General features: G+C 68.5%; 22 protein-coding genes and 2 pseudogenes. 11 read left to right on the top strand and 13 right to left on the bottom strand.

What is annotated here, in order from left to right; translation table 11 throughout:
- The first annotated feature begins 76 nt into the window (after positions 1-76).
- Complete coding sequence (locus OHS81_RS18905; RefSeq protein ID WP_030088490.1) at positions 77-580, top strand: SigE family RNA polymerase sigma factor; 504 nt, start codon at positions 77-79, stop codon at positions 578-580.
- A gap of 772 nt (positions 581-1352) precedes the next feature.
- Positions 1353-2660, top strand: coding sequence for a preprotein translocase subunit SecY (gene secY, locus OHS81_RS18900; RefSeq protein ID WP_328385919.1), 1308 nt, complete (start codon positions 1353-1355; stop codon positions 2658-2660).
- Here secY and OHS81_RS37460 read toward each other — a convergent pair.
- The 10 genes and pseudogenes from OHS81_RS37460 to OHS81_RS18845 form a co-directional block, all read right to left on the bottom strand.
- Positions 2578-3372: a DUF4232 domain-containing protein gene (locus tag OHS81_RS37460; protein ID WP_443058726.1), complete on the bottom strand. Its 795-nt coding sequence runs from the start codon at positions 3370-3372 to the stop codon at positions 2578-2580. The genes secY and OHS81_RS37460 overlap by 83 nt on opposite strands.
- A gap of 386 nt (positions 3373-3758) precedes the next feature.
- Positions 3759-4154 carry a hypothetical protein gene (locus tag OHS81_RS18885; protein WP_328385918.1) on the bottom strand — a complete coding sequence of 132 codons (396 nt, stop codon included), beginning with the start codon at positions 4152-4154 and terminating at the stop codon, positions 3759-3761.
- Between the two features lie 39 nt (positions 4155-4193).
- Positions 4194-4496 carry a hypothetical protein gene (locus OHS81_RS18880; protein WP_328391247.1) on the bottom strand — a complete coding sequence of 101 codons (303 nt, stop codon included), beginning with the start codon at positions 4494-4496 and terminating at the stop codon, positions 4194-4196.
- Between the two features lie 347 nt (positions 4497-4843).
- Positions 4844-5311, bottom strand: a complete 468-nt coding sequence (locus OHS81_RS18875) for an SUKH-3 domain-containing protein (RefSeq protein WP_328385917.1) — start codon at positions 5309-5311, stop codon at positions 4844-4846.
- A gap of 150 nt (positions 5312-5461) precedes the next feature.
- Entirely contained in the window at positions 5462-6877 is a 1416-nt protein-coding gene (locus OHS81_RS18870) for a hypothetical protein (RefSeq protein ID WP_328385916.1), read from the bottom strand.
- A gap of 335 nt (positions 6878-7212) precedes the next feature.
- The gene (locus OHS81_RS18865) at positions 7213-8718 is read right to left on the bottom strand and encodes a serine/threonine-protein kinase (RefSeq protein WP_443058725.1); all 1506 of its coding nucleotides are present in this window, start codon (positions 8716-8718) and stop codon (positions 7213-7215) included.
- A gap of 395 nt (positions 8719-9113) precedes the next feature.
- Positions 9114-9443: a hypothetical protein gene (locus OHS81_RS18860; protein WP_328385914.1), complete on the bottom strand. Its 330-nt coding sequence runs from the start codon at positions 9441-9443 to the stop codon at positions 9114-9116.
- Between the two features lie 434 nt (positions 9444-9877).
- A pseudogene (locus OHS81_RS18855) lies at positions 9878-9976 on the bottom strand (aminoglycoside phosphotransferase); the annotation flags it as partial.
- Between the two features lie 299 nt (positions 9977-10275).
- The gene (locus OHS81_RS18850) at positions 10276-10998 is read right to left on the bottom strand and encodes a hypothetical protein (RefSeq protein ID WP_328385913.1); all 723 of its coding nucleotides are present in this window, start codon (positions 10996-10998) and stop codon (positions 10276-10278) included.
- 212 nt (positions 10999-11210) lie between these two features.
- On the bottom strand, positions 11211-11453 hold the full coding sequence (locus OHS81_RS18845) for a hypothetical protein (protein WP_328385912.1): 243 nt from the start codon (positions 11451-11453) through the stop codon (positions 11211-11213).
- Positions 11454-11794: 341 nt separating this feature from the next.
- Here OHS81_RS18845 and OHS81_RS18840 point away from each other — a divergent pair, with 341 nt between their 5' ends.
- Positions 11795-12487, top strand: coding sequence for a DUF4232 domain-containing protein (locus OHS81_RS18840; RefSeq protein ID WP_328385911.1), 693 nt, complete (start codon positions 11795-11797; stop codon positions 12485-12487).
- 147 nt (positions 12488-12634) lie between these two features.
- Here the strand turns inward: OHS81_RS18840 and OHS81_RS18835 are convergent, their stop codons facing one another.
- Positions 12635-12844 carry a hypothetical protein gene (locus tag OHS81_RS18835; protein WP_328385910.1) on the bottom strand — a complete coding sequence of 70 codons (210 nt, stop codon included), beginning with the start codon at positions 12842-12844 and terminating at the stop codon, positions 12635-12637.
- 487 nt (positions 12845-13331) lie between these two features.
- Here OHS81_RS18835 and OHS81_RS18830 point away from each other — a divergent pair, with 487 nt between their 5' ends.
- Both OHS81_RS18830 and OHS81_RS18825 read left to right on the top strand, forming a co-directional pair.
- Positions 13332-13706, top strand: coding sequence for a peptidase inhibitor family I36 protein (locus tag OHS81_RS18830; protein WP_328385909.1), 375 nt, complete (start codon positions 13332-13334; stop codon positions 13704-13706).
- A gap of 182 nt (positions 13707-13888) precedes the next feature.
- On the top strand, positions 13889-14758 hold the full coding sequence (locus OHS81_RS18825; protein ID WP_328385908.1) for a hypothetical protein: 870 nt from the start codon (positions 13889-13891) through the stop codon (positions 14756-14758).
- Positions 14759-14846: 88 nt separating this feature from the next.
- Here OHS81_RS18825 and OHS81_RS18820 read toward each other — a convergent pair whose 3' ends face one another.
- Together OHS81_RS18820 and OHS81_RS18815 are read right to left on the bottom strand one after the other, a co-directional pair.
- On the bottom strand, positions 14847-15809 hold the full coding sequence (locus tag OHS81_RS18820; protein ID WP_328385907.1) for an NADP-dependent oxidoreductase: 963 nt from the start codon (positions 15807-15809) through the stop codon (positions 14847-14849).
- A 292-nt stretch (positions 15810-16101) separates the two neighbouring features.
- A complete protein-coding gene (locus OHS81_RS18815) occupies positions 16102-17181 on the bottom strand; it encodes an alkene reductase (protein WP_328385906.1) in 1080 nt (359 codons plus the stop codon).
- A 299-nt stretch (positions 17182-17480) separates the two neighbouring features.
- Between OHS81_RS18815 and OHS81_RS18810 the strand changes: the two genes are divergently transcribed.
- From OHS81_RS18810 to OHS81_RS18785, 6 genes and pseudogenes are all read left to right on the top strand, one after another.
- The gene (locus OHS81_RS18810) at positions 17481-18059 is read left to right on the top strand and encodes a MarR family winged helix-turn-helix transcriptional regulator (RefSeq protein WP_443058724.1); all 579 of its coding nucleotides are present in this window, start codon (positions 17481-17483) and stop codon (positions 18057-18059) included.
- A gap of 477 nt (positions 18060-18536) precedes the next feature.
- Positions 18537-18818: pseudogene (locus OHS81_RS18805) on the top strand (transposase); the annotation flags it as partial.
- 111 nt (positions 18819-18929) lie between these two features.
- Complete coding sequence (locus OHS81_RS18800; RefSeq protein ID WP_328385905.1) at positions 18930-19226, top strand: hypothetical protein; 297 nt, start codon at positions 18930-18932, stop codon at positions 19224-19226.
- 61 nt (positions 19227-19287) lie between these two features.
- Entirely contained in the window at positions 19288-20739 is a 1452-nt protein-coding gene (locus tag OHS81_RS18795) for a putative T7SS-secreted protein (protein WP_328385904.1), read from the top strand.
- On the top strand, positions 20739-21392 hold the full coding sequence (locus OHS81_RS18790) for a hypothetical protein (protein WP_328385903.1): 654 nt from the start codon (positions 20739-20741) through the stop codon (positions 21390-21392). The genes OHS81_RS18795 and OHS81_RS18790 overlap by 1 nt, the downstream gene beginning before the upstream one ends.
- 514 nt (positions 21393-21906) lie before the next feature.
- Positions 21907-22482 carry a hypothetical protein gene (locus tag OHS81_RS18785; RefSeq protein ID WP_328385902.1) on the top strand — a complete coding sequence of 192 codons (576 nt, stop codon included), beginning with the start codon at positions 21907-21909 and terminating at the stop codon, positions 22480-22482.
- Positions 22483-22789: the final 307 nt, after the last annotated feature.

Genomic DNA, 22789 nt, shown 5'->3' with positions numbered 1-22789 from the left:
GGGGGTGCATAGCGGAGCAGGGGCCAGTGCCTTTATTGAGGGTGTAGGGGCGTGTTGAGGTGAGGGGGTGACGCTGATGGGGCAGTTGCGGGCCGATGAGTTCGACCGGTTCGTGGCGGCTCGGTGGTCGGCGTTGCTTCACCTGGCGCGGCTGTTCACCGGCGGGGACCGACACCGGGCCGAGGATCTGCTGCAGGAAGCGCTTGTCAAACTGTGGTTTGCCTGGCCGAAGGTGGCCAAGGAGGCGCCCGAGGCGTATGTGCGCAGGGTCTTGGCCCGTGCTGCGGCTCGCTCGGCACGGCGTCGCTGGTGGGGCGAGCACCCTGTGGACCAGCTGCCCGACCCGCCCGAGGTGGCAGATGAGACCGCTGCCGTGGACGAACAGACGCGTTTGGAGGCCGTGTTGGCGTTGCTGCCGGCGCGGCAGCGGGCTGCGGTGGTGCTGCGCTACTACCAGGACCTGCCCGAGCGGGATGTCGCGGAGGTACTGGGCTGTCCGGTGGGTACCGCCCGTTCACTGACGGCACGCGGCGTTGCACGGCTGCGTCAGCTTCTGGCTGAGGCAGAGCCGGTGGAGTGAAGAGGGAGCTATGGATCACTTCGAGCAGGAGCTGGCGCGGATGATGCGCGACAGCCAGGAGGACACGCTCTATGAGGACCGGCACCGCGACCGACTGCACGCCGGAGTTCGCGCACGCCGGCGGGCTCGAGCGGCCTGGACGGCCACCGGATCAGTGCTGACCGTTGCCGGGCTCGGAGTCGGACTGATGGTCCTGCCGAGCTCCTTCGCTCAGGACGGCCCCACAGGCCCTCAGCACCGCCCCGGCACCCCCGCCGAGTCGGTCCCGATGCCATCGAGACCCCGCCCCGTGCCCGGTGCCACGAAGGCGCCGATGCCGACCTGCACGTCAACCACCCGGTCGGTTCCGATGCCGACCTGCGCGTCAACTACCGGCCCGGTGCCGATGCCGACCCGCGCCCCGACTACCGGCCCGGTGCCGATGCCGACCCGCGCCCCGACTACCGGCCTGGTGCCGATGCCGTACCGTCCCTCACCCGCCGAGCCGGTTCCGACACCGACACACACCCCGACCGCCAGGTAGCGCCTTGGCCGCGGTCAAGCGGTCCCGATGGGTGTGTACGGAAGCCCAGTGCCCGTACACCTGGGCGAGAGGGAGACGGCGACTTCGTTTGCGCGCGCACCGCACTCTGGGCAACCAAGCCGGCCTCGGGGTCCTGCCTCGGAACCCGCCGTGCGGGCGAGCTCCGCGCAGTACAGCCGCTACGTATTCGTCGATCCTCAAGACCGTCGCCTCCCTGCCCTGAGAGTGGCCGGAGGCGCAGGAGGCACCGTGCTCACCGCGTTCGCCCGAGCGTTCAAGACGCCCGACCTGCGCAAGAAGCTGCTGTTCACGTTGGGCATCATCGTGCTCTACCAGGTCGGAGCGCACATTCCGGTCCCTGGGGTGAAGTACGCGAACGTCGAGTTCTGCATGGAGCGGACCCACGCCAACAGCGGGTTGTTCGGCCTGGTGAACATGTTCAGCGGTGGAGCGCTGCTGCAGGTCACGATCTTCGCGCTGGGGATCATGCCGTACATCACGGCGAGCATCATCCTCCAGCTGCTGACCGTGGTGATCCCGCGGCTGGAAGCCCTCAAGAAGGAGGGGCAGTCCGGCCAGGCGAAGATCACCCAGTACACCCGCTATCTGACCGTGGCGCTCGCCGCCCTGGAGGGCACCGCCCTGGTGACCGCCGCCCGCGCCGGTTCACTCTTCCAGGGCTGCACGCGCCAGATCGTGCCCAACGGCTCGGTCTTCACCACCATCACGATGGTCATCACGATGACCGCCGGTACGGCCCTGGTCATGTGGCTCGGCGAGATGGTGACCGACCGCGGTATCGGCAACGGCATGTCGATCCTGATGTTCATCTCGATCGCTGCCCGCTTCCCGGGCGCGCTGTGGCAGGTCAAGCTCCAGGGCAAGCTCGCCGGCGGCTGGATCGAGTTCTTCGCAGTGATCCTGGTGGGCCTGGCAATGGTCGCCCTGGTGGTCTTCGTCGAGCAGGCCCAGCGGCGTATCCCGGTGCAGTACGCGAAGCGGATGATCGGGCGCCGGTCGTACGGCGGTACGTCCACGTACATCCCGCTCAAGGTGAACCAGGCGGGTGTGATTCCCGTCATCTTCGCGTCATCGCTGCTGTCCATCCCGGCGCTCATCGCACAGTTCAGCGGGTCGAAGGCAGCATGGGCGACCTGGATCGCCACCACCTTCACCAAGGGAGACCACCCCGTTTACCTCGCCGCGTACGTCTTGTTGATCGTGTTCTTCGCCTTCTTCTACGTGGCCATCAGCTTCAACCCCGAAGAAGTCGCCGACAACATGAAGAAGCACGGTGGCTTCGTCCCGGGCATCCGGGCCGGTCGCCCGACGGCCGAGTACCTCAGTTACGTGCTCAACCGGATCACGTGGCCGGGCTCGCTGTACCTGGGGCTGATCGCGCTCGTACCCACCATGGAGTTGGTGCTGTTCCACGCGAACCAGAACTTCCCCTTCGGCGGGACAAGCATCCTCATCATCGTGAGTGTGGGCCTGGAGACCGTGAAGCAGATCGAGAGCCAGCTTCAGCAGCGCAACTACGAAGGGTTCCTCCGCTGATGCGAATCGTCCTCGTCGGAACCCCGGGGGGCGGCAAGGGTACCCGGGCCGCGTACCTCGCCAAGAACCTCGCGCGATCCCAGAGGTTCATCCCCGCCCTGAAGAAGATGCGCATCCGCCTGCCCGTCGGCCGTCCGCACACCCGGCCCGCTGCTGTGGCCGGAGCAATCCACATCCAGCCGACAGTGGTGTGCGCGGCAGGCAGACCGACCTCGGCCGGCATCAACGCAGCGCTGCTCGGGCGCCGCTGCCGGTCTCGATGCTCTGTCGCGGCTCCTGCATGAGGCAGTGACCACATCGTTCCCACGCGGCACGCGCCGCATTGCCGTGCGTCGCTTGGAGCGGGTTTCCGCGGCTGATCCCCTCCCAGCCCCCCGCATCTGGCTCCATCCCCCATCCTCAGCCCGCCTCTCGGATGATCGAGCCGTGCTTGGCGGGCCAGCGACCAGCGCTCGCCGCCATTCTCGGACTTGAGGTCCACGCCCGGGAAGCCGCCGATCCGGCAGGTGCGGCTGCCCTTGTTGGTCACCACGACGCTGGTGGTCGTCGACCCGCCCGCCTTCGGGTCCGGGGTCGCGTCCTCTCCCCGGGCGAACGACGCCTTCAGGCCGGAGGTGTGGGAACGCTCGACACCCGAGCCCGCACTGCCAGACTCGGCGGCAACGCGCAGGGGGCGGCGACGGGCGGTGCGGGCAGTGGTGTTGGCGCTCATCTCGGTTCCCCCAGGATGGTCGGTGTCGCTGTCCACCGTCGACGGCACCGGCCTGCTGTGCGTCACCACTGTTCTCTCGCTACCCTCGTGAATCCGCGTACTTGTTGATTTCCACCTGGGCTGCCACCACGTTCTCTTGCTCGAAAGCCAGCCGGCCGGCCGGTGCCGTCATTCTCACCTGAAGTACGCGAGGACAGCCGTCCGTTGCAACCAGCGCGCAGTCAATTCGTGGTGTCGCCGACTGTAGGTTCTCGCTTTCGGTGTCATGTGCCGACGCTGTGACCTGGACGTCCCTCTTCAGTCTCACGACGTGTCGGCCGGCGGCTGTGTCAGATCGGTGTCATTTCCTCAGACTGTCCAGCAGGCCGCACCGCCGCCGAGGGGCGTCACGAACCTGCTTCGACACCCATTCGTTCCATCCACTCGCGCACGGTCACTGCTCGCTCCATGCGGCTGACGATGTCTTTCTTGGAGGCCGTGTCCAGGGTCTCCGGAATCTTGTCGAAGGTGTCGGGAAGGACGTCGAGCAGACCCCAGATCTGTTCGCCGGTATTGACGGTCAGCAGTTGCTGGCACCTCCACTGCAGCGGCATCTCGGGACGGTGCGTGAGCCGCTGCACGAGCGTCGGGAACAGGTAGTGCGTCGCCTCCGCAGCAAGGTGCTCTTGGAGCCAGTCGACCGGGAGCCGCTGGCTGAAGCTGCGCATGGCGGCCTCCTGGGCCAGGTCCAGGAGATGAGTTGTGTCGACGGCTCGGACAGTGCGGGGAAGGGGCGAGGCCATGTCGCGATGATGCCAAGAAGTCTCCGCGGGCCCGAGAGGTCAACTGGGCCGGGATGCGATCTGGCGACGGGCAGGCCCCCATACTTCCTCGAACTCCTCGCAGGTGAGTTGTTCGGGGTCGTGGCCTTCCCATTCCGAGACGGGCACCTCGGCTGTGATCCCGAACCTGCTGTCGTACTCACCGAGGCGGCCTGCGTCGTAGGCCCGCTGCCACTCGGCGAGGGAGGCAGCTGCGATCGGGGTCAGCTCAGGCCCTTCGAGTTCGACCTGCCGGATCACCCAGCCTTCGGCATCGACCTCGAAGTAGAACCAGGTGTCTTCCTCGTCCCAGTAGCAGCGCATCCATGTGGTCACCGATCAATGATGACGGTGCTGGCTGGTGCCATGACTGTCTCACCGAAGGGGGCCCGGAAGAGTGCACGCTCCGAGCTGCGAGTCTCACGATGTCTGCATAAATGCCATCCATATGCAGCCGGCCCTGAGATTATGCAGCTGGACTTGAGACCCTGCACCGACTCGGAACGTGCATGATTTCCGTCGCTTCTGGCCTGTGCCGCTGCCAACGAAAGGGACAGATCGACGGCCCCGAAGCTCGCTGCTTGCAAACGGGCACGAAGTTCCATGGCCACGTGCAGGGACTGAGCACCATGTCGTTGATGAGCACTGATGATGCGACGCCTGGGACCGGACTAGACAAAGAAATCCTCCGCATCCTGCAGCCGACTACCTTCCAGACGCTTGGCAAACGCCTCCATCGGCCGCTCGGCCACGAAGTAACAACCCGTTTCGTGCAAGTAAAATACTCGCTCCGTGTCATCCATCAATACGATTCCGAGCTCTCGCGTTTCGTATGCCACAGGGAAAATCGGCCTGCCGAGACTTCGGCCCAGTTCCACTATGTCCTCGGCGTCGCCGTCATACCCGAATGTTGGCGTAACAACCAACTTGATGTCCGGACTCCGCGGGTAGGGGAGTTCGAGCTTGCCGTACTCACGCACAAAGGCTGTCGCGCACGGCAGCGGAGCAATGCCTTCTCCTTGGTCCGCGAAATCTCGAACCCTGATCGAAATTAGCCGGTCGGCCTCCGCGCCGATGTCTCGACCAGAGAACCAGCTATGTTCCGTCAGCCAAGACCTGACTGATTCTTCTCCGATCACGATTCCTTTCACCCCTCAGCGCCTGTCTAGCTGCTACGCGGAATGATATCGAGCCTCGGCAGCATCCGCTCGCAAGAGTTACAGGGCTTCTTGTGATCCCCGTGCCCCTCGATTATCTCACCCTCCTTGGTATCCCTTTCCCCGATATTGTTACAGAGCCGAGCCCTCCAACCTGTCGGATATCAAGGCCACTTCGGCACACTTTCCGCGCCCTGAACTAATATTGCCCTCTACCTCAATATCATCCAGCATTTTTTGAAGTTGCGGATGGACGTCGATGGCAACGTTCCCGCCATACTTGGTGGAGCTTGTGTGTCCGGTAATCGTGCCATTATGCAAGAAGGCTCCAGCACACCCCTTCTTGATGCGATATGCACCCGGCGTCTCCACGCCTGACTGTCCCGCCTTGGCCCTGTGGGCGTCGTCCGCGAGTCGGCGTGACTCTTCTTCGAGCAGCCTGAGCCTCTGGCCGTGGTCGAGGCCACTCACGTCAAGGGCGCGGCCATGGTGGTTTTTCATCCCCCATGCGCTTTGTCCGTGCCAAGCAGGGTTGATGGGTTGCCCCTGCGGGCCATTATCCCCGCCGGGCGGCCGATTGCCGGGGCCTCCCGGTCCCTTCCCCCCGCCTGTGGCCCCACCCACTCCCGGAGCCTTTGGGTCCTTTGTGTCTTTCTTGCCGAGGCCCTTGAAGTGGTCGGCCAGCCCGTTGTCGTTGTCGCGGTGGTTCTTTGCCATCTGCTTGATGCCGCGGGTCATGTTGTCGTCGAGGTGCTTGGCCGTCTTCTTGACGCCGTCCTCGATACCGTCGACGACCTTGTCCAGCACCACGTTCGCCGCATCAGCGATGGCGTCCTTGCCACGCGTACGGCTGTGGTGGCTCCTGGCACGGCCGATCTTGCCGCCGGCCTTGTTGCGAAACGTGCCACCCGCGCTCTGCAGACCGGTCACAGCATTGTCGTGTTCGCCCTCGTCGAAGTTGAACCCACTGCCACCGCCGGACTCTCCGCCGCCACCCCCGCCAGCGCTGCCGCCGCTGCCGCCCGCACTGAGGAGCCCCATCGTCGGATTGGAGGCCGCTTCCTTGGCGGAGCCCTTCGCGTCCTGCACCCCCTGGCTGAAGCCCTCCTTGCCGGCCTTTGCGGTACGCCCGAGATCGACGCCGTCCTGAACACCAAGAGCGTTGGCACCGAGTTGGACCACCAGGTCCCCGACCATCGCCCCGAGTGCTTCCTCGACCGGGGTGAGGGCGATGCTGACGACCTGCTCGGCAACCTGCTGGCAGACCTCCTTGAACAGCCGCTTGAGGATCATCCGGGTCGCCTGCGTGGCGCCCAACGCGCCCAACTCCGACAGGCCGAGAGTGAAGGGGGCCGCGGCCTGGGCGGCTATGACCTCGGCGGCCAGGATGCCCAACTGGACCAGCGCGCCGACCTTCGCGCCCTCGATGAGCATCGCGACCCCGTCCAGGGCGGTGCGCGGCATACGGCCGCAGTCGGCCAGGCCCTTGAGGTGTTTGCCGTTGATCTTGCCCCAGTGCCAGATGGAGAGGTAGTCAGCGGTGAACAAGGGCCAGAGACGTGACGAAACCACCTCCCCCAGTAGCGGCGTCTTCGCTGAACAGGCAGACACTGGCGCCCCGAAAGCCCCCTGATTCCCAAGCTCAGAGCCCGGGTTCGATTCCCGTCACCCGCTCCATGGTTGAGGCCCAGGTCAGCGACCTGGGCCTTCCTCGTTGTCCGGGCCAGAGCTCTTCATCGCGACTGAGGGCGTCCACCACCATGCCCACGCAGCGGCGTGCCCATCGTGGTGAGCCGGACCCGTCGACTGGGAGTCCCCGGCGTGCAGTTGGATCAGCGGCTGCCCTCGCCCTCGGTCCTCCGGGCCGTGGAGCGCTGTACTGCTCACAGTGGCCTTCGGTCCTTGCCGGAAGCGGCGGGTGGTGTGTAGCGGCTGCCCGCGAAATGCCGCAGCGCGGTATCGAGGCCGTCCAGGCGGGTGCTCGTCTCGTCCTTCGCGGGGGATACGACCGTGCACTTCAGCACACCCGGGCCGGCGCGGAGCGGGGAGGGGATGCGGGCGTCCGTTCCTTCCTGCAGGGCCGCTGTCAGGGCGATGCTGCGCCTGTTCCGCTTTCCGGTGAGGGTGACGGAGGCGATGTCCCGCCAGGGCACCGAGAGCGTGTGCGGGCCGTGTTGTACGGAGAGCCCGTCTGCTCCGACCCGCAGTGCCCTGGCCCTGACCGGCAACGAGACCTTCAGTCCGTAGAGCAGATGCAGCAGCGTCGAGAGGAACACGGGCGCCAGCACGGCCTGGGCCCCGCCGAAGACGAGAGCGAAGCAGAAGAAGATGCCGGCGAACGTCAACGCCGACACGGCCGGCCGTCGCAGACGGCGCCGGAACTCCGCAAGGCCCCATGTATCCACCGTGAAAGGGGAGAGGGCCGGCGGTTCATCGACGGGCCGAGGCCGGCGCGGTGCCGGGGCGGGCGGCTCGGTCGTGGCCGTTGCGCTCCCTTGCTGCGGTCCGGTGGCCGCCGGGGCATCCTCGTCGGAAAGGCTCTTCCGCACGGCGTTCAGCGCGATGCGCGGGTCGGGGACCGTCGCCCGCGGTACGTCCGCCAGGCGTGCGAGGAGCGCTTCGGCGGTGGGGCGGCCCTGCGGAGACTTGTGCAGACAGTCCAGCACCAGCCCCCGCAGACCGTCCGGCACCGCGCTGAGGTCGGGCGCCTCGTAGACCACCCGGAACAGCAGCGCGTGGGAAGTTCCGTCACCGAAGGCTCCCGCGCCGGTGGCCGCGTAGACGAGCAGTGAGCCGAGTGAGAAGACATCCGAGGGCGGGCCCACCGGCTGGCCCAGTGCCTGCTCCGGCGACATGAAGCCAGGGGTCCCCATGACGGTCCCGGCTTTGGTCAGATCGGTACCGGCGGTGGTCTCCAGGGCCTTGGAGATGCCGAAGTCGATGACCCTCGGACCGTCGTCGACGAGCAGGACGTTGGAGGGCTTGAGGTCGCGGTGGACGAGACCGCCCCGGTGGAACGAGGCGAGTGCTTCGGCCAGCCCTGAGCCGAGCCTGCGCACCTCTCCCTCGTCCAGCGGGCCCTGCCGGGTGACGCGTGTGTCGAGCGAGGGGCCGTCGACGTACTGGCTTGCGATCCACGGCATGCCGGCGTCCGGGTCGGCGTCGACGACCGGCGCGGTCCAGAAGCCGCCTGCCCGCATCGCGAGCTTGGCCTCACGCCGGAATCTGTCGCGGAATCCGGGAGTGGCCGCCAGGTCCTCCCGTACGAGTTTCACGGCGACCCGCCGCCCCGTCCCGGACTCGCCCAGGAACACCCGGCCCATCCCGCCCGAGCCCAGCCGCCCGGTCAGCCGGTACGGTCCGGCGGCCCGCGGGTCTCCAGCTTCCAACGGCTCCATCGCGCTCCCCACACTCTCCGTGGCCTCACCTTAGGGGCTGCCTGTGAATGATCTTCAGAGAGGTGAAGGGCGTGGCTCCGCCGTGGGGCGGTCCGCTCACGCTGTGATCACGGAGACCTCCGGGCCCTCAAGGGAGTAGCTTCTGCCCACGTCAGACACCCTCTGACGCCCGGGCCCATCGACTCCCGCGCGCAGAGCGCGGGTTCGGTTCCCGTCACCCGCTCCATGGTTGAGGCCCAGGTCAGCGACCTGGGCCTGGTTGGTTGTCCGGGCCAGTTCAGGCGTCCCGCACCACTTCCCCCTCATTCGACCGGAGGGAGAGCGGTCGCGACGTTCAGGCGGTCACGCTGCTCGGTCTTCCCGCCCGCCCTGGCGAGTACGCGCCGTCAGACCGCGCAACGGGCGAAAGCCTGCACCCTGCCGGATCGGTTCGACTCGTTCTCGAAGCGGATCTTCCACCGTCTGTCGCTCACCGCGCGGTTGCCCGTCACGTCGATGCTGGCGGAGGACACGAGCCAGCCACCACTGACGGCAAAGGTGCCCCTGGGGCAGGTGACAGTGACGATCTCGGTCTGGTTGGCCCCGATGGACCGGACCGGGCTCTCTGCGGTGACGACGCGGGGGTGGGCGGTTTCGTCATCGGCCAGTGCGGGGGACGCCAGGCTGACGGCCACCGCGGGTACAGCGGCCAGGACGAGAAGCTTGGTGCGGGACATGCTGTGACCTCTCTGAGTGGTTCGTGCGTTCTCTACGAATCGAACGCACCAGCCCAGGCTGGAATGGGGCGGACGGAACCGCCATCCGATACGCCCCATTGGAGTGACGGAATGTACATCATCAGCTACTGGTCGTGATGACGCTGCCGGGGGTCCGGCCTCCAACCGACCGACGCACGCGGTCCTGTTGACCAGAGTTCAGCGACCGTCGCGCCCATAGGCCGCATCGAGGGGTGCAACAGCTCTCCCTCGGGCCGTCTGCGGGCCGCGAAAGGGCGCTCAAGGGCACGCAAGGGACTCAAGGGCGACCAACGCTGACCGCCGATGACAGCTCGATCGCAGGCCAGAGCATTGATCGATTACGTGACCACAGAGCACAGAGGCGGCGCGTCACTTCTGCCGTTTCGAGACGCTCAGTGACGGTGGGACGTTCCTCAGCGGCGGGCCGCCGCGATGCGGCGTCGCAGGGCGGTAGAGGCTGGTGGGCCCCAGGCAGGTTTGCCGCCGGGGCGGCCGTGGGCGCCGGCCTCTCCGCCACTGGCGTCCGCAGTGCCCGTGCACGGGCACTGCAGCGAGCGCCAAGAGAACGGCCCAACGACGCCAAGAGCCCTCCGCTGCCCACGCGCGCCCAGCGCGTGCCCCGTCACCCCGCTCCACGCGAAAGCCCCAGGTCAGTGACCTGGGGCTGGCGTGCTCTCGGCCGAGGAGGTGGCCGGGGGTGGTGCGGGCTGCCGGTGCGGGGCCGGCGATCCGCTCCGGGTCGGCAGGCCCTCGGTCCGAGTTGGGGCCGCCTGCGGATTGCCGGTGGCCGTCGGACTCCGCGCCAACTGGGTTAGCTGGGGCTTGTGTTGCCGCAGCGGTTGGTGCGCTCTTCGGCGGTCATGGGGCGGGACTGGATCCTGATGATCTTGTAGGTGATATCCCCCTCGACATCGGTGAAGTCGTGGGGGCCATGGGAGTTGTGCGAGTTCACGGGAGCGAAGGGATTCGACTGATCGACACCGTTGAGGTGCCAGTTGCCCTTTGCCTTACGGGTGACCGACACCTCGTCGACCCAACCGATCTCGCCGGGCTTCAGAGTGCCCGTGGTATCGCTGCTCTCCGTGTTCTGCTTGAACCAGGTGTGCTCGATCTTCGGCAGCACCGAGACGGGGTTCGCACCGACCGACATGCCGACGACCGTCGACTCGCCAGTGGTCTTCGCCTCACCCTGCTTGAAGTCGGCGTTCTCGGTGGTGCAGTTGTCGCGGTAGTCCCCCAGCATCGTCGGCGTGCCCTCGGTCGGCTCACCGACCCATGAGGTGGGGGTGAAGGTGCAGTTCTCGCCGCAGTCGGCGAGGAACTCCGCGACTTTCTCGGGGGTGCTCCAGATGCCGTCGCCCTGGGGAACGGGCATGTGATAGTCGGGGTTCACCCAACCGCCGCCGCCGCCGTCCGCCTGCGCCGGGGTGATGGACAGGCACAGCGCCGCCGCGAGGGCCATCGATCCCACCGCGACCGCTTTTGCCCGCCGGCCTCTGCCGGACGGGAGAACATTGCGTACTCGTATGTTCATCTTTTGCGTCCCTTACTTTCCACCTGAAGCGCGGATTGCGTCCTGCGATTCCGTTCACGACTCCGGGTGTTGCCGTCCCGGGAAGGCGGCACCCGTCGTGAACGAGGTGTGCAGCAGCTCCGAACCGGCAAGGAACGGAGTGCGCCGTCGGCCACGCGCCCCTGAGGGACTGCCGCTGCGACCGGCACACCACCGATATTCGGCCACATGGCTCATGTTCGGCTCACGAACCGCTCACAGGCGTCGCCCCCGCGGCCGTCGCCGAAGAGTTGCTCGGCGACGGTGATGCGGCCGTCGTCGAGGTGCGCGTCGGTCCACTTCTTGGCCGGGTGGGTGGCGCCGTCCTGCTTGAGGATCCGGCCGCCGAACGGCCGCTTCAGGGGTGCGGGCCGTTGCGGCGTCGCGGGGAGGACACCGCAACGGCCCGCGACCTCGCTCAGCTTCCGGTCCAGCAAAGCGTGACCGATGGCAGTGGGACCGATGGCAGCGGGACCGATGGCAGCGTGTGCAACCTGAGCATCATGCTGAGCTGCACGGCACTTGGTTCGCCCCTCATGAACGACACCCCCGACCTCAGCGACAGGGGCGGGTGAGCCTGTCCGGGCTGTGTGCGGGTGCGCCAGGTTCATGGTGGGGAACTCCGGGCCGTCGGCAGCTCGGCTCACCCGTTCGCGCGCGGGTGTTTGCGGAACGTGAGTGAGGCGTTTCCGGAACGTCAGTGGCCCCGGGAAGAGTGGTGTCCACACCGCGGGACGGGCCAAGACGCTCCCGCACGAACTGCAGGGGGAACCTGATCATGCGTACTTCCCGGATTCGTACCGCGACCCTGGCCGCCGTCACCGCCGCGCTGGCGCTGGGCCTGACCGCCTGCGGCGGCGCCGACAGCGGCTCGAAGGCTGCCGGCGGCGACAACGCCGCCGGCAGCGCGCAGAGCCAGTCCACGGCGGGCGGTGACGTCAAGGGCGGCGCGGAGCAAGCCAACGGCGGCGGTGACACCAAGGCGGGCACGCGCTCGACCACCGCCTCGGGCGGGACGGACAAGGCCGCGAACACGGACACCACGGCCGCCGCCGGGCAGTGCCGCGGTGACGAGATGCTGCTCACCGCGGTGCACCGGTTCGCCGGGCAGCAGGGCGACCACCTGCTGGTCACCGCGTCGAACAAGGGCAGCAAGCCCTGCTGGGTCACCTCCTACCCGGCCGTGAAGCTCGGCGACGAGAGCGCCGTGCTGCCGCACTCGAAGAAGGACAACCCCGGTGGCGGCAAGCACCTCACGCTCCAGCCCGGCGGCACGGTATACAGCGCCGTGAACCTCTTCGACTACGGCTCGAAGCACCGCACGGCACAGTCGTTCGCCCTCGCGCTGCGCGGCGCGGACGGTCACAACGGCCCCTCCTACTCCGTCGACCTCCAGGGCGCCAAGCCGCAGTTCAGCTGGAACGAGGCCGACGTGCTGAACTGGAGCACCAAGAAGCCGTACGACTTCTGACGGCCCGCCGGCCGGTGACGCGTCACCGCTCTCCAGCACGTCTACGGCCGGCAACTCGCAAGGCTCCCCGGCCCTCAGGCGCAGGCCGGAGGTGTGCGGCGTCGTAGCCGAGGGGCGCCGTGCCCCGGCCCTCCCAGTCCAGAAGGGTCAGGGCAGGGCCGGTGAGTTGGCCCAGTGGAGGTCGCCGTGGGCCGTGGTCCAGGTGATCTCGCCGGGCGTGAAACCGGTGAACTCCGGGACGCGGCGGCGGATGTACTGCTCGCGCACCGCCTGACGGCCCGTGCGGACGAGCGCGAGGTGTGCCAGGGCCCGGTGGAGGTGGTCCTGCCACCAGGTGTCCGATGGGGGGGGATCCACCGCTACACCGGAGACCAGCCGAGCTGACTCCCAGCTGCGACCAGGAGGCACGGACGCCAAGGCGCCGGCAGGACGATGGGGAAGACCCTGGATCCTTGCCGGCGTTGCGTGCGCAATCTGACGGTACGGCGGATTCCTGGGAGCCGTCCTTCACCATTGATCGGCAGCCAAGGACGCCACCCCACAAGTATCGCGAACGGCCGTGCCCCGCCCCTGTCTTCAGCCCGGTCGGCACCGGTCACGAGGGCGCGGCCGAGCCGTACAGGCAGCACAGGCAGCGCGGGCAGCGCGGGCAGCGCGGGCGGGCAGCACCAGCCGAGTGCCCGGATTCGAATCTCCTCGAATCACCTTTTTTCTCGCTGCGTCGAGGGCTTGAATCATCGTGCCGCACGGGACGCACTCGCTCGTCTCGGAGCATGGACGGACCGATCGGCACATGACCGTCATCACGTGCATCACGCGAGAGTGACCAAAAGGGGAAAACGCCATGCGTATCCGTTACATAGCCGCTGCAGGCGCCGCCACTGCCGCACTCACGCTCGGTGCCGCGCTGCCGGCCTCCGCCGATGCCCACGCGGACGGCGCCGCGGCCAAGAGGCGTGTCACGAAGGTCCAGGTCTTCCAGGACGCCAACTACAGGAACCGGAACACGACCTTCACCGAGAACATGCGGAATCTGAAGGTCGATGGCTGGAATGACACGATCAGCTCCGCCATCAACAAGGGCAACCGCACGGTCACCTTCTACCAGCACGCCAGGTACGAGGGCGCCCGCTTCTCCCTGAAACCGGGCGAGAGGGAGCCGCACTTCGGCGACCACGACCACATGAGCGACGCGACGAGCTCCATCAAGTTCAGCTGACAGCGGGTTCCGTCGGCAACGAACTGCTGACGGGCGGGGTGCGGCGACTGGCGCCGCACCCCGCCCTGCCGTGCCCTGCCCTGCCGTGCCCTGCCTGCCTGCCACCGCGTCCCGCTCATCGCGCATCGCGCATCGCGCATCGCGCATCCCGCTCAGCGCGCACCGCTCAACGAGAGGCAGTCATGTCGCCCTCCCGCGCCCAGGCCACCACCGCGCTCGCACTGCTGCTCCTGGCCACCACCGCCTGCACAGCCGGGGAGCACGCGTCCACGCCCGTCTCGCACTCCCTACCCGTGTCCCGGCAGGCCAGGCAGCTCCGGCTGCCGCTGGACGCCTACGCCTCGACCGTGGCCGAGAACCACGTCGTGGAAGACGCACAGGACATCCTCATGCGCCGGTGCATGAACGGCCGGGGCATGGAGTGGAAGGCGCTGCCTCCGGTGGACGCCCAGGACACCGAGCCGCCCAACCTCCGACGCTACGGAGCCGACGAGGCGGCAGCCGTCCTTTACGGGTACCACCCGAGCCCCGACCCGCCGTCGGTGGTACGGCGCAACCGTGCCTGGGACGAGCGCGAGTCGCTTCCGGCCGAGGTGCAGCGCACGGCCTACGGCCCCTCCGGCAAGGGCGGCTGCCGCAAGACCGCCCAGCACCAACTCGTCGGCGACACCGCTCCACCCGACTACCGAGCCTTCAACCAGCTGACCGGCACCGCCCTGGAAACCTCCCGGCGTGCCCCCGAGGTACGCGACGCCCTGCGCAGATGGCACACCTGCATGGCGAAGTCCGGCTTCGACTACCCGGACCCCTTTGCCGCCGCCGGCAGCGAGCGCTGGGAGACGGCCGAGCCCACGGCGGCCGAACGCGCCACCGCTCGCGAAGACGTGGCGTGTCAGAAGTCGGCGAAGCTGGTGACGGTGTGGGCAGCGGCCGAGACCCGTATCCAGCGCCGTCTGATCCAGCAGAACTCCGGCCGCCTGCACGAGGCGAAAGTCCGCAAGGACCGCTGGCTGGCAGCCGCCCGCCGCGTCCTGAACCGTGACGGCGGCTGACGCGCGGTTCCGGTGGAGCGGTGGGCCGGAGCCCGGCGGGTGGGTGGGTGACGGGCCCGGTGGGGCGGCCGGGCCCGTCACCAGCGGGTTACGCGCGGGCCCGCGCCGCCGGGTCGAGGGGGGTCCGGACGGTGAGGACGATCTTGCCGCGCAGGTGGCCCTCGTCCAGGCGGTGGTAGGCGTCGGCCGCCTTCTCCAGCGGGAAGACCGCTTCGAGGGGCAGCTGCAGCCGGCCGTCCTTGATCATGGGCAGGACGTCGTCCATGACCTGCGGTATGGGCAGCATCTCGCGGGAGAAGCGCACGCCGTGCCGGGCGGCGTCGAGGTCGGCGATGGTGAGGACCTTGTCCGGGCTTCCGGTCAGTTCGACGGACAGCGGCAGGACGCCGCGTCCCGAGGCGTCGAGGACGGCGTCGATGCCTTGCGGGGCGGCGGCGCGGATCCGTTCGGCGAGGCCGTCGCCGTAGGTGACGGGGGTGGCGCCGAGGTCGCGGAGGAAGGGGTGGTTGGCCTCGCCGGCGGTGCCGATGACGGTGGCGCCCAGGGCGCGGGCGAGCTGGACGGCCATGAGGCCGACGCCGCCCGCTGCGGCGTGGACCAGCAGGGTCTGTCCTGCGACCACGCCGAGCCGGCGCAGGGTGCGGTACGCCGTCTCGGTGGCGACCGGCAGGGCGGCGGCCTGCTCGAAGGTGAGGATGTCGGGCTTGGCGACGATGTTGCCGGCGTCGGCCAGGGCGTGGGTGGCGACCGCGTCCTGCCGGGCGGTGAGTCCCAGCACCGGCCGGCCGGTGCTCCACTGCGTGACACCGGGGCCGAGGGCGTCGATGACACCGGCCATCTCCAGGCCCAGGGGCTGGGGTTCGGCGGGGGCCTCCTGGCCAGGGGCGAACAGGCCCCGGCGCTTCTTGGAGTCCAGGGCGTTGGCGCCGGCGGCGTGGATGCGGACGCGGACCTGGCCGGGGCCGGGTTCGGGGAGCGGCACTTCGGCCAGCTCCAGTACCTCGGGGCCGCCGTAGGCGGCGTGCTGGAGTCTGCGGGCGAGGGCGGTCATGGCGGGTCCTTCGGGGTGAGGGGAGGGGAGAGGGGACGGGGAGGCGGACGCGGAGCAGGAGGGGAGGCTTTCGGAGGGGAGGGTTTCGGAGGGGTGGGGCCGGGGCCCGGCGTGGGCGCGCCCCCGGGCAAGTCCGGAGGCGGCCGGCGTAGGTGTCCCCGGGCCGAGCCGGCGTAGGCGTCCCCGGGCGGCCGGCATGGGCGGCGTGCCCCGGGACGGGCCGGCGCGCCGTACCCCGGCCGGGTGCGGTGGCCGCTGCCGCGACCGGGTGTGGTGGCCCTTGTCGCGACGGTCAGGCGGGCAGGGCCGGGTAGTCGGTGTAGCCGCGCTCGTCGCCGCCGTAGAAGGTGGTGCGGTCGGGCTCGTTGTAGGGGCCGCCGGACGCGAGACGGCGGGGCAGATCGGGGTTGGCCAGGAACAGCGCACCGAAGGCGAGCATGTCCGCGGCGCCGTTCTCGATCAGGCCGAGGGAATCGTGGCCGGTGGGCTCGGGGTGCGTGAACGGGTTGAGGACGAACGTGCCCGGCCAGTCCTTGCGCAGGCGCCCGGTCAGGCCCTGGTCAGGGCCTTCGAGCACGTGCAGATAGGCCAGGTCCAGCGGGGCGAGAGCGGCCACCAGGGCCGTGTAGGTCGCCTCCAGGTCGGACGGGTCCGTCTCGGCGATGTCGTTGAAGGGGGTTCCGGGGGAGATACGGATACCGGTCCGGTGGGCACCGATCGCCTCCGCGACGGCGCGGGTGACCTCGACGGCGAAGCGCACCCGGCCCGCGACGCCGCCTCCCCAGGTGTCGGTGCGCTGATTGGCGTTGGGGGCGAGGAACTGGTGGATCAGGTATCCGTTCGCTCCGTGGAGCTCGACCCCGTCGAAGCCGGCGGCGACGGCGTTGCGCGCCGCGTCGGCGAAGTCGGCGATCGTCCGCACGATCTCGTCGTGCTCCAGCTCCTCCGGTGTGACGAAGTCCTGGGGGCCCTGGTGGGTGTACACCTGGCCCTTCGCGGCGACGGCGGAGGGGCCCACCGGGATCATGCCGTCGGGCAGCAGGCTGGGGTGGCCGATCCGGCCCGTGTGCATCAGCTGCGCGAAGATCACCCCGCCCTCGCGGTGGACCGCGTCGGTCACCTGCCGCCAGGCGGCGACCTGCTCGGCGGAGTGCAGGCCCGGGGTGTCGGGGTAGCCCTGGCCGACCACCGACGGCTGGACGCCCTCGGTGATGATCAGGCCGGCGCTTGCCCGCTGGGCGTAGTAGGCCGCCATCAGCTCCGTCGCGCCGGCCCCCGGGCCGTAGGCGCGACTGCGGGTCATCGGCGCCATCGCCAGGCGGTTGGCCAGACGCTTGCCGCCCAGCTCGATCGGGTCGAATGCGGTCGTCATGATCACTCCTTCGGTAGGGGCGGGAGGCCGTCCGGTCGGGCGGCGCTCCCTCGGCATGCGGGACTCAGCAAACCATTACCTAGCCGAACAAGTAAAACTCCCCAAAGCCTTCCCGATCCCCTCCATGAACTGCGTCACCCACCGGCCCGCACGCCCGAAAACCGCCCGTTGACGTGCGGCAACAACCCGCTGACCCCAAGGGCAACACGAGGCGCGGAGGGTCGCTATCCTGGCTGCATCCGGCGAGCTGTGAGCCGGATTACTGTCCGGCAAAGTTCAGCCGGGAAAGGATGCACTTGATGAGCCGGACAACCAATCGGACAACCCAGCAGGACACGCCAAGCCGGCCGCAGCAGGCGACGCCGCCCGCCTCCTCGGTGCCGGTGCCCGCTGCCGCCCAAGCGGGGCCGGTCAGCCACGCGATCTTCCGGGTGGCCCGTCTGCACCGCATGATCGCCGGACAGCTCCTGCGCCCCCTCGGCCTCCACCTCGGCCAGGAGCTGGTCATGATGCATCTGTGGGAACTCGGCCCCCAGCGGCAGACCGACCTCGTGCGCCTGGTCGACTCCGATGCCGCCACCATGACCCGCAGCATCAAGCGCCTGGAGAACGCCGGCTTCGTCCGCCGCCGCCCCTCCCCCGACGACAAGCGCGCCGTCATCATCGAACCGACCGCCGCCAGCCAAGCGCTGCGCCGCGAGGTCGAACGCATCTGGGCCGAACTCGAAAGCGCCTCCACCGGCGACCTCACCCCTGACCAGCAGGCCGAAACACTGCACGCCCTGCAACGCCTCGAGGACAACCTCGCCCGCACGACCGCACGTTCCCCGGAAGACGCCCCGACAACGGCCGCGGAGGGTGACACGACGACCGGATGACGACCGGCTGGGGGCGGCTGAGAGTGGAACTCACCCGAGTGATGCGCACGTAGCCCGTCATCCGCTCCGCCGGCTCGGTCTCTGGCACGACGCCGGTGGACCACTCACGTCGATTCCGCAGGTCACGTGCATCACGTGCTCCCTTCGGGCCTTCGCTGTCCCTCGGCGTCGAGCCGAGGCGGGACCACCCGGCGACCTAATAGAAGCGCTCGCCGGCGCACCACCCCATCAGCCGTCCGTGGCCCCAGCTGAGCCCAGGGTCCCCGCTCTCGTGAAGAGCTCCACAGCTCCGGCTGTTCGGGAGGTGGCCCTGGGAACGGCTCGAACCACGGCACGGTATGCCGACCGAATTCGACACGGCAGAGGCCGCGTATGCGTCCCTCTTGTCGAAGCGCTCCCAGGCGCTGCGTACAGACCAGACGTCTCACCCGGCCCCTGCCAGGACTGGCCTAACGGCCAACCCACGGCGCCTATTAGGCGTACTCCTCACGCGCCATCCGCGACCACCTACGCAAACGCGGCATCCGGACCGTGATCCCGGTCCCGGCCGACCAGCGCGGGCACCGGCTGCGACGGGGCAGCCAGGGCGGCAGACCACCGGCCTTCGACCGCGAGACCTACAAGCAGCGCAACACCATCGAGCGGTGCATCAACCGCCTCACGCAGTGGCGAGGAATCGCCACTCGCTACGAGAAGACCGCCACCATCTACCTGGCCGGACTCCACATCGCAGGCATCTTCCTCTGGTCCGCCCGATGATCCAAACGAAAGCCCCTAGGCGGCCCCCCGACGCCTCGTGCAGCCGAACGCCTGATCGACGGTAGCGTGTTGACCGCTGTGCACAGATGTGGGGAACGCCAGGGAGGGCGTATGGGCGGCTATTTCAAGGTCGAGGCGGACAGTCTCGGACGCATGCTGAAGGACCTGCACGACAGTCAGGACAACATGCGCAAGGCGCTCGGCGCGATGAAGGACACCGGTCCGAAGTCGATGGGAGCGGAGGCCCTGGACAACGCCTGTGACGAGTTCCACGACAGCTGGGACAACGCCATCAAGAAGATCGCCGACGGCACCCAGGCGATCGAGGAGAAGCTGAAGCAGGTCAAGCAGAACTACGAGTCGCTGGAGCACTCACTGCGCGACGCCTTCGCGAAGAACGCCAAGTAGGCGCCGTACAGCACGCGTTCATCCGTCTTGCGCTTCTCTCCGATCTTCGACAGGTAACTCCATGACCACACAACACTTCCCCGCCCTCGGCTTCAACCCGGCGCCCGGCGACCTGGGTTCCGTCGACGCCGTCACCGGCAAGCTCGACTCGGCCAAGCGTTCTCTCGACTCCGCCCATGCCGTCCTGTCCCGCATCGGCAAGGGCGGTGGCGAGTGGGAGGGCAACGCGGCGAAGGCGTTCGCTGAGAAGGTCGGCGACCTGCCGAAGTACGTGAACGACAGCCGCGATGCCATGCGGGACGCCGTCACCCAGCTCCACTCATGGCACACCGCGCTCTCCTCGTACCAGACCAAGGGGCGCCAATATGAATCAGAGGCCGCAGCGGCCAAGCGGACGGTGACCACCCGGGAAACCGAGAAGGAACACGCGGTCAAGGCTTACAACGAGGCGGCCGCCAACCCGGACCTGCGCCTGGCCGGCGCCTACTACACCAATCAGGCCGCCCTGGACGCCGCGCAGAAGAAGATCGACGCAGCAAGCGACCGTCTGGACAAGGCGGACAAGACCCTCGACTCCGCCCGCAACCGTCTGGACTCCGCCACCCAGGAGCTCGAGGCTATCGTCAAGAAGGCCGAAGAACTCCTCGGCGACCACCAGGGCGAGGCCCGGGACGTCGCCGACCGCATCCGGCGGGCCACGGAGAATGCGCCCGACCCGGGGTTCTGGGAAGGCCTCGGTGACTTCTTCACCAGCGTGGGCCATGGCATCCAAGAGTGGTGCACCAAACACGCCGACCTGCTGAAGGAGATCGGCGACTGGCTCTCGATCGCCTCCAGCATCCTGGGCGTCGCCTCTCTGCTGACCCTTTGGTGCCCGCCGCTCTCCGGCGCCCTTGCCCTCGCCAGTGCGGGCGCCTCCCTCGGCGCCCTCGCCACGCACGGAGCGGCAAAGCTCGGTGGGGCGAATGTGGGCGTGATGGACCTGGTGGGCGACGGGATTGGGGTGATCCCGTTCGGGAAGTTCGGCTCCGTCGCGATGAAGGGGGCCAAGGTGCCCATGAAGTTGGCGCAGGTGGAGGGCCGCACCGTCGCCTCGATCGACAAGGTCAACAAGATCCGTGCCCTGCGGAACGCCGGATTCACCGGCCGGGCTCTGGAGGGCAAGTCACTCTTCGGGAGGGGCGCGGAGTACGTCGGCGGCAGCAAGGTCTTCGAGACCACTGGGTTCGGTAACCGCATGAAGCTGGCGTGGAACAGCCACGTACAGGATGTCGCGGGGGCGAGCATCAAGGAGGCGGGGATCAGCAAGGGCCTCAACAAGGTCCTCGACAGCAGCCTCACCCCGGAGGCGGTCAAGACATCCCTGCGCGGGGCCTTGAGGGCCGACGGCTCCATCGACCCGGCTTCCTGGTGGTCCAAGGGCCCGCAAGTGGCCCAGCAGGTGCCGGGCCTCGCCATCGACACCCACACCCAGCTCACCGATCCCAATACGCCGGCTGCGGGGAGGCTCTGATGTCCACGCCCACGCAGAGCGTGTCGATCACCCTGGATACCCCGGAGGGATTCCACGAGTTGCCGCTGCACCTCCCCGCGGACGTCCTCGACGTCGCTCTGTGGGAGCTGGCGGAGGCGATCTGGCCGGGCGGTACGGAGTTCCAGCGCGAGACCACCGCCGCCGTCTACTCCGACCTCACGGCGGCCCTGACCGCCGACGACGTTCTTCACGCGTCCGTCGCCTTCTACGAGACGGATGACGGCACGGCGAGCACCGCTCACCTCCTGGTTCGGGCGGAGGCCGTGGACCCGGAGGCACCGGCGATCGTCGCCGCCTCGTTCCAGGAGGCGCTCTCCTTCGACGAGCACCGCAGCGTCTCCCAGGTGGACCTTCCCTGCGGCCCGGCCGTGATCTCCCTGCACGCCACAGAGACGGACGGCGAGGCCATCCTTCCCACACTGGAATTCGCGCACCTCGAGTTGTACATACCCTCTCCGGTCCGGGGCTGGCTAGTGGTGCTCGCCCTCACGACACCGTGCTTCGCCGACCTGCCGCGGTACACAGGCATGTTGCGGCAGATCGGTGAATCTCTGGACGTCCGCCCGGCGGAGCAGGCGGACGCACCTCCGGGAACGCCAGCGGCCGGTGACGTGCGCGCGGTGTTCGGTTAGGCCGGAGGATGGGTGGACCGGACTGTGACAGCTGTCCTCGCCGACGAGGAGGAGAAGCCTGCCTGCGACCGCGCACTGCGGTATAGGGGGCACCAGTGACAAGGATGCAGGCAACGCCGGGAACCACTTACCGTCGTGCGACGTGTTTCTCCCGGACGGCCGCACGTTGCGTGCCCGCTCGTCGGTGCCCTCGCTCCAGTCCGTCGCATCAGTGTGTTCCCCTTGAGCGTGCTGTGGATGGCGGTAGCGTTCTTCGGCAACCTGACCGGCGGCGCCCTTGCGTTTCCCCAGCGCACGTTGCGGGTGCCGACGGACGATGGGGCTGGCGCCCCGCCCGGATGAAGACGAGCGAGAGCCACAGCCGAATGTACGGAGACGCCGTTGCTCTCCGCCTGATCCAGGCGCTCGGGGTCACGCTCTTCTGGAGGACTGGCCGCCCCGACAGCCATCTCGCCTGTTGAACCGCATCACCGGCAACGGCGCCCAGATCCGACACGACGAGAGGGGACACCCCATGACACTCGCCTTCACCCGCCACCCCGATGCCAAGCGCTACGAACTGCGCCCCCGAGGTGCCGCCCCCGTCCACGTGCGCCGCGGCGCCCCCGAGGGCCGGCCCCTTCCCGAGAGGTGCAAGCCGCGCTTCACCCTCGCCGCCGACCCTGCCGGTGCCTCGCCGCTCGCCGTGGTCGTCCGGCAGGACGGCGGTCGCCTCGCCGTGCTCACCCCGGACCACGAGCACCTGGCCGAACTGCGCCTGCCACCGCGCAAGAAACGGTGGCGACCCGCGTACGAGATCCACTTGCCCGACGGGACAGCACTGCACGGGCGGGAGGGAACGGTACCGTCGCTGCTCCTGTGCCTCGTACTGCTGCCGTTCGTCCTGCTGTACCTGGTCGCCCTGACACTCTCCGACTCCCCCGGCGACACCCCCACCGCCCCACTGCGAACCGCCTGGAAGCGGCCGGGAGAATTCTTCGGCCGGACGGCCCTGACCGAGTCCGCGCGCGGCCGGTTCCGCGTCCACGGTGACAGGCTCGACCACCGGGTGGCATACGCGCAGGCAGTGGCAAAGTACTGGGAGCGGTGAACTGCTTACCTCACGGCCGGCTCCCAGCCCCCCGGCCTGACGCGCTTGACTGCCTGATCTCCCCCAGCCGCTGACACCTCAACTCAACAACCCATATGTGCCGTTAGATGACCCGCCACGGCCTGGCGTAACGCCATCCTCCATCACGGGACGCTCTTAGGCATGGCTTCATGAGGCAACAAGGGGAGAAGCAACAGGGATGCATACAGCATCGCAAAACGGCCTGGCTCCGGTGAGCCCGCTCCCGACCGCCGCCGTGCCAGTGTCCTGCCAGGTGCAGCGGTAGATAGGTCGCTCAAAGCCCCTC

Source organism: Streptomyces sp. NBC_00400 (assembly GCF_036048035.1).
Taxonomy (GTDB): domain Bacteria; phylum Actinomycetota; class Actinomycetes; order Streptomycetales; family Streptomycetaceae; genus Streptomyces.
Note: the sequence above shows the minus strand (reverse complement) of the source record. Positions and strands in the feature narration are given on the sequence as shown.

What these genes read in the sequence shown, in the direction of transcription:
- OHS81_RS18905 (WP_030088490.1), top strand. Translation starts at nt 77, where the DNA reads ATGGGGCAGTTGCGGGCCGATGAGTTCGACCGGTTCGTGGCGGCTCGG.
- OHS81_RS37460 (WP_443058726.1), bottom strand. Translation starts at nt 3,372, where the DNA reads ATGAGCGCCAACACCACTGCCCGCACCGCCCGTCGCCGCCCCCTGCGC.
- OHS81_RS18885 (WP_328385918.1), bottom strand. Translation starts at nt 4,154, where the DNA reads ATGGCCTCGCCCCTTCCCCGCACTGTCCGAGCCGTCGACACAACTCAT.
- OHS81_RS18880 (WP_328391247.1), bottom strand. Translation starts at nt 4,496, where the DNA reads ATGCGCTGCTACTGGGACGAGGAAGACACCTGGTTCTACTTCGAGGTC.
- OHS81_RS18860 (WP_328385914.1), bottom strand. Translation starts at nt 9,443, where the DNA reads ATGTCCCGCACCAAGCTTCTCGTCCTGGCCGCTGTACCCGCGGTGGCC.
- OHS81_RS18850 (WP_328385913.1), bottom strand. Translation starts at nt 10,998, where the DNA reads ATGAACATACGAGTACGCAATGTTCTCCCGTCCGGCAGAGGCCGGCGG.
- OHS81_RS18840 (WP_328385911.1), top strand. Translation starts at nt 11,795, where the DNA reads ATGCGTACTTCCCGGATTCGTACCGCGACCCTGGCCGCCGTCACCGCC.
- OHS81_RS18830 (WP_328385909.1), top strand. Translation starts at nt 13,332, where the DNA reads ATGCGTATCCGTTACATAGCCGCTGCAGGCGCCGCCACTGCCGCACTC.
- OHS81_RS18825 (WP_328385908.1), top strand. Translation starts at nt 13,889, where the DNA reads ATGTCGCCCTCCCGCGCCCAGGCCACCACCGCGCTCGCACTGCTGCTC.
- OHS81_RS18820 (WP_328385907.1), bottom strand. Translation starts at nt 15,809, where the DNA reads ATGACCGCCCTCGCCCGCAGACTCCAGCACGCCGCCTACGGCGGCCCC.
- OHS81_RS18815 (WP_328385906.1), bottom strand. Translation starts at nt 17,181, where the DNA reads ATGACGACCGCATTCGACCCGATCGAGCTGGGCGGCAAGCGTCTGGCC.
- OHS81_RS18810 (WP_443058724.1), top strand. Translation starts at nt 17,481, where the DNA reads ATGAGCCGGACAACCAATCGGACAACCCAGCAGGACACGCCAAGCCGG.
- OHS81_RS18800 (WP_328385905.1), top strand. Translation starts at nt 18,930, where the DNA reads ATGGGCGGCTATTTCAAGGTCGAGGCGGACAGTCTCGGACGCATGCTG.
- OHS81_RS18795 (WP_328385904.1), top strand. Translation starts at nt 19,288, where the DNA reads ATGACCACACAACACTTCCCCGCCCTCGGCTTCAACCCGGCGCCCGGC.
- OHS81_RS18790 (WP_328385903.1), top strand. Translation starts at nt 20,739, where the DNA reads ATGTCCACGCCCACGCAGAGCGTGTCGATCACCCTGGATACCCCGGAG.
- OHS81_RS18785 (WP_328385902.1), top strand. Translation starts at nt 21,907, where the DNA reads ATGACACTCGCCTTCACCCGCCACCCCGATGCCAAGCGCTACGAACTG.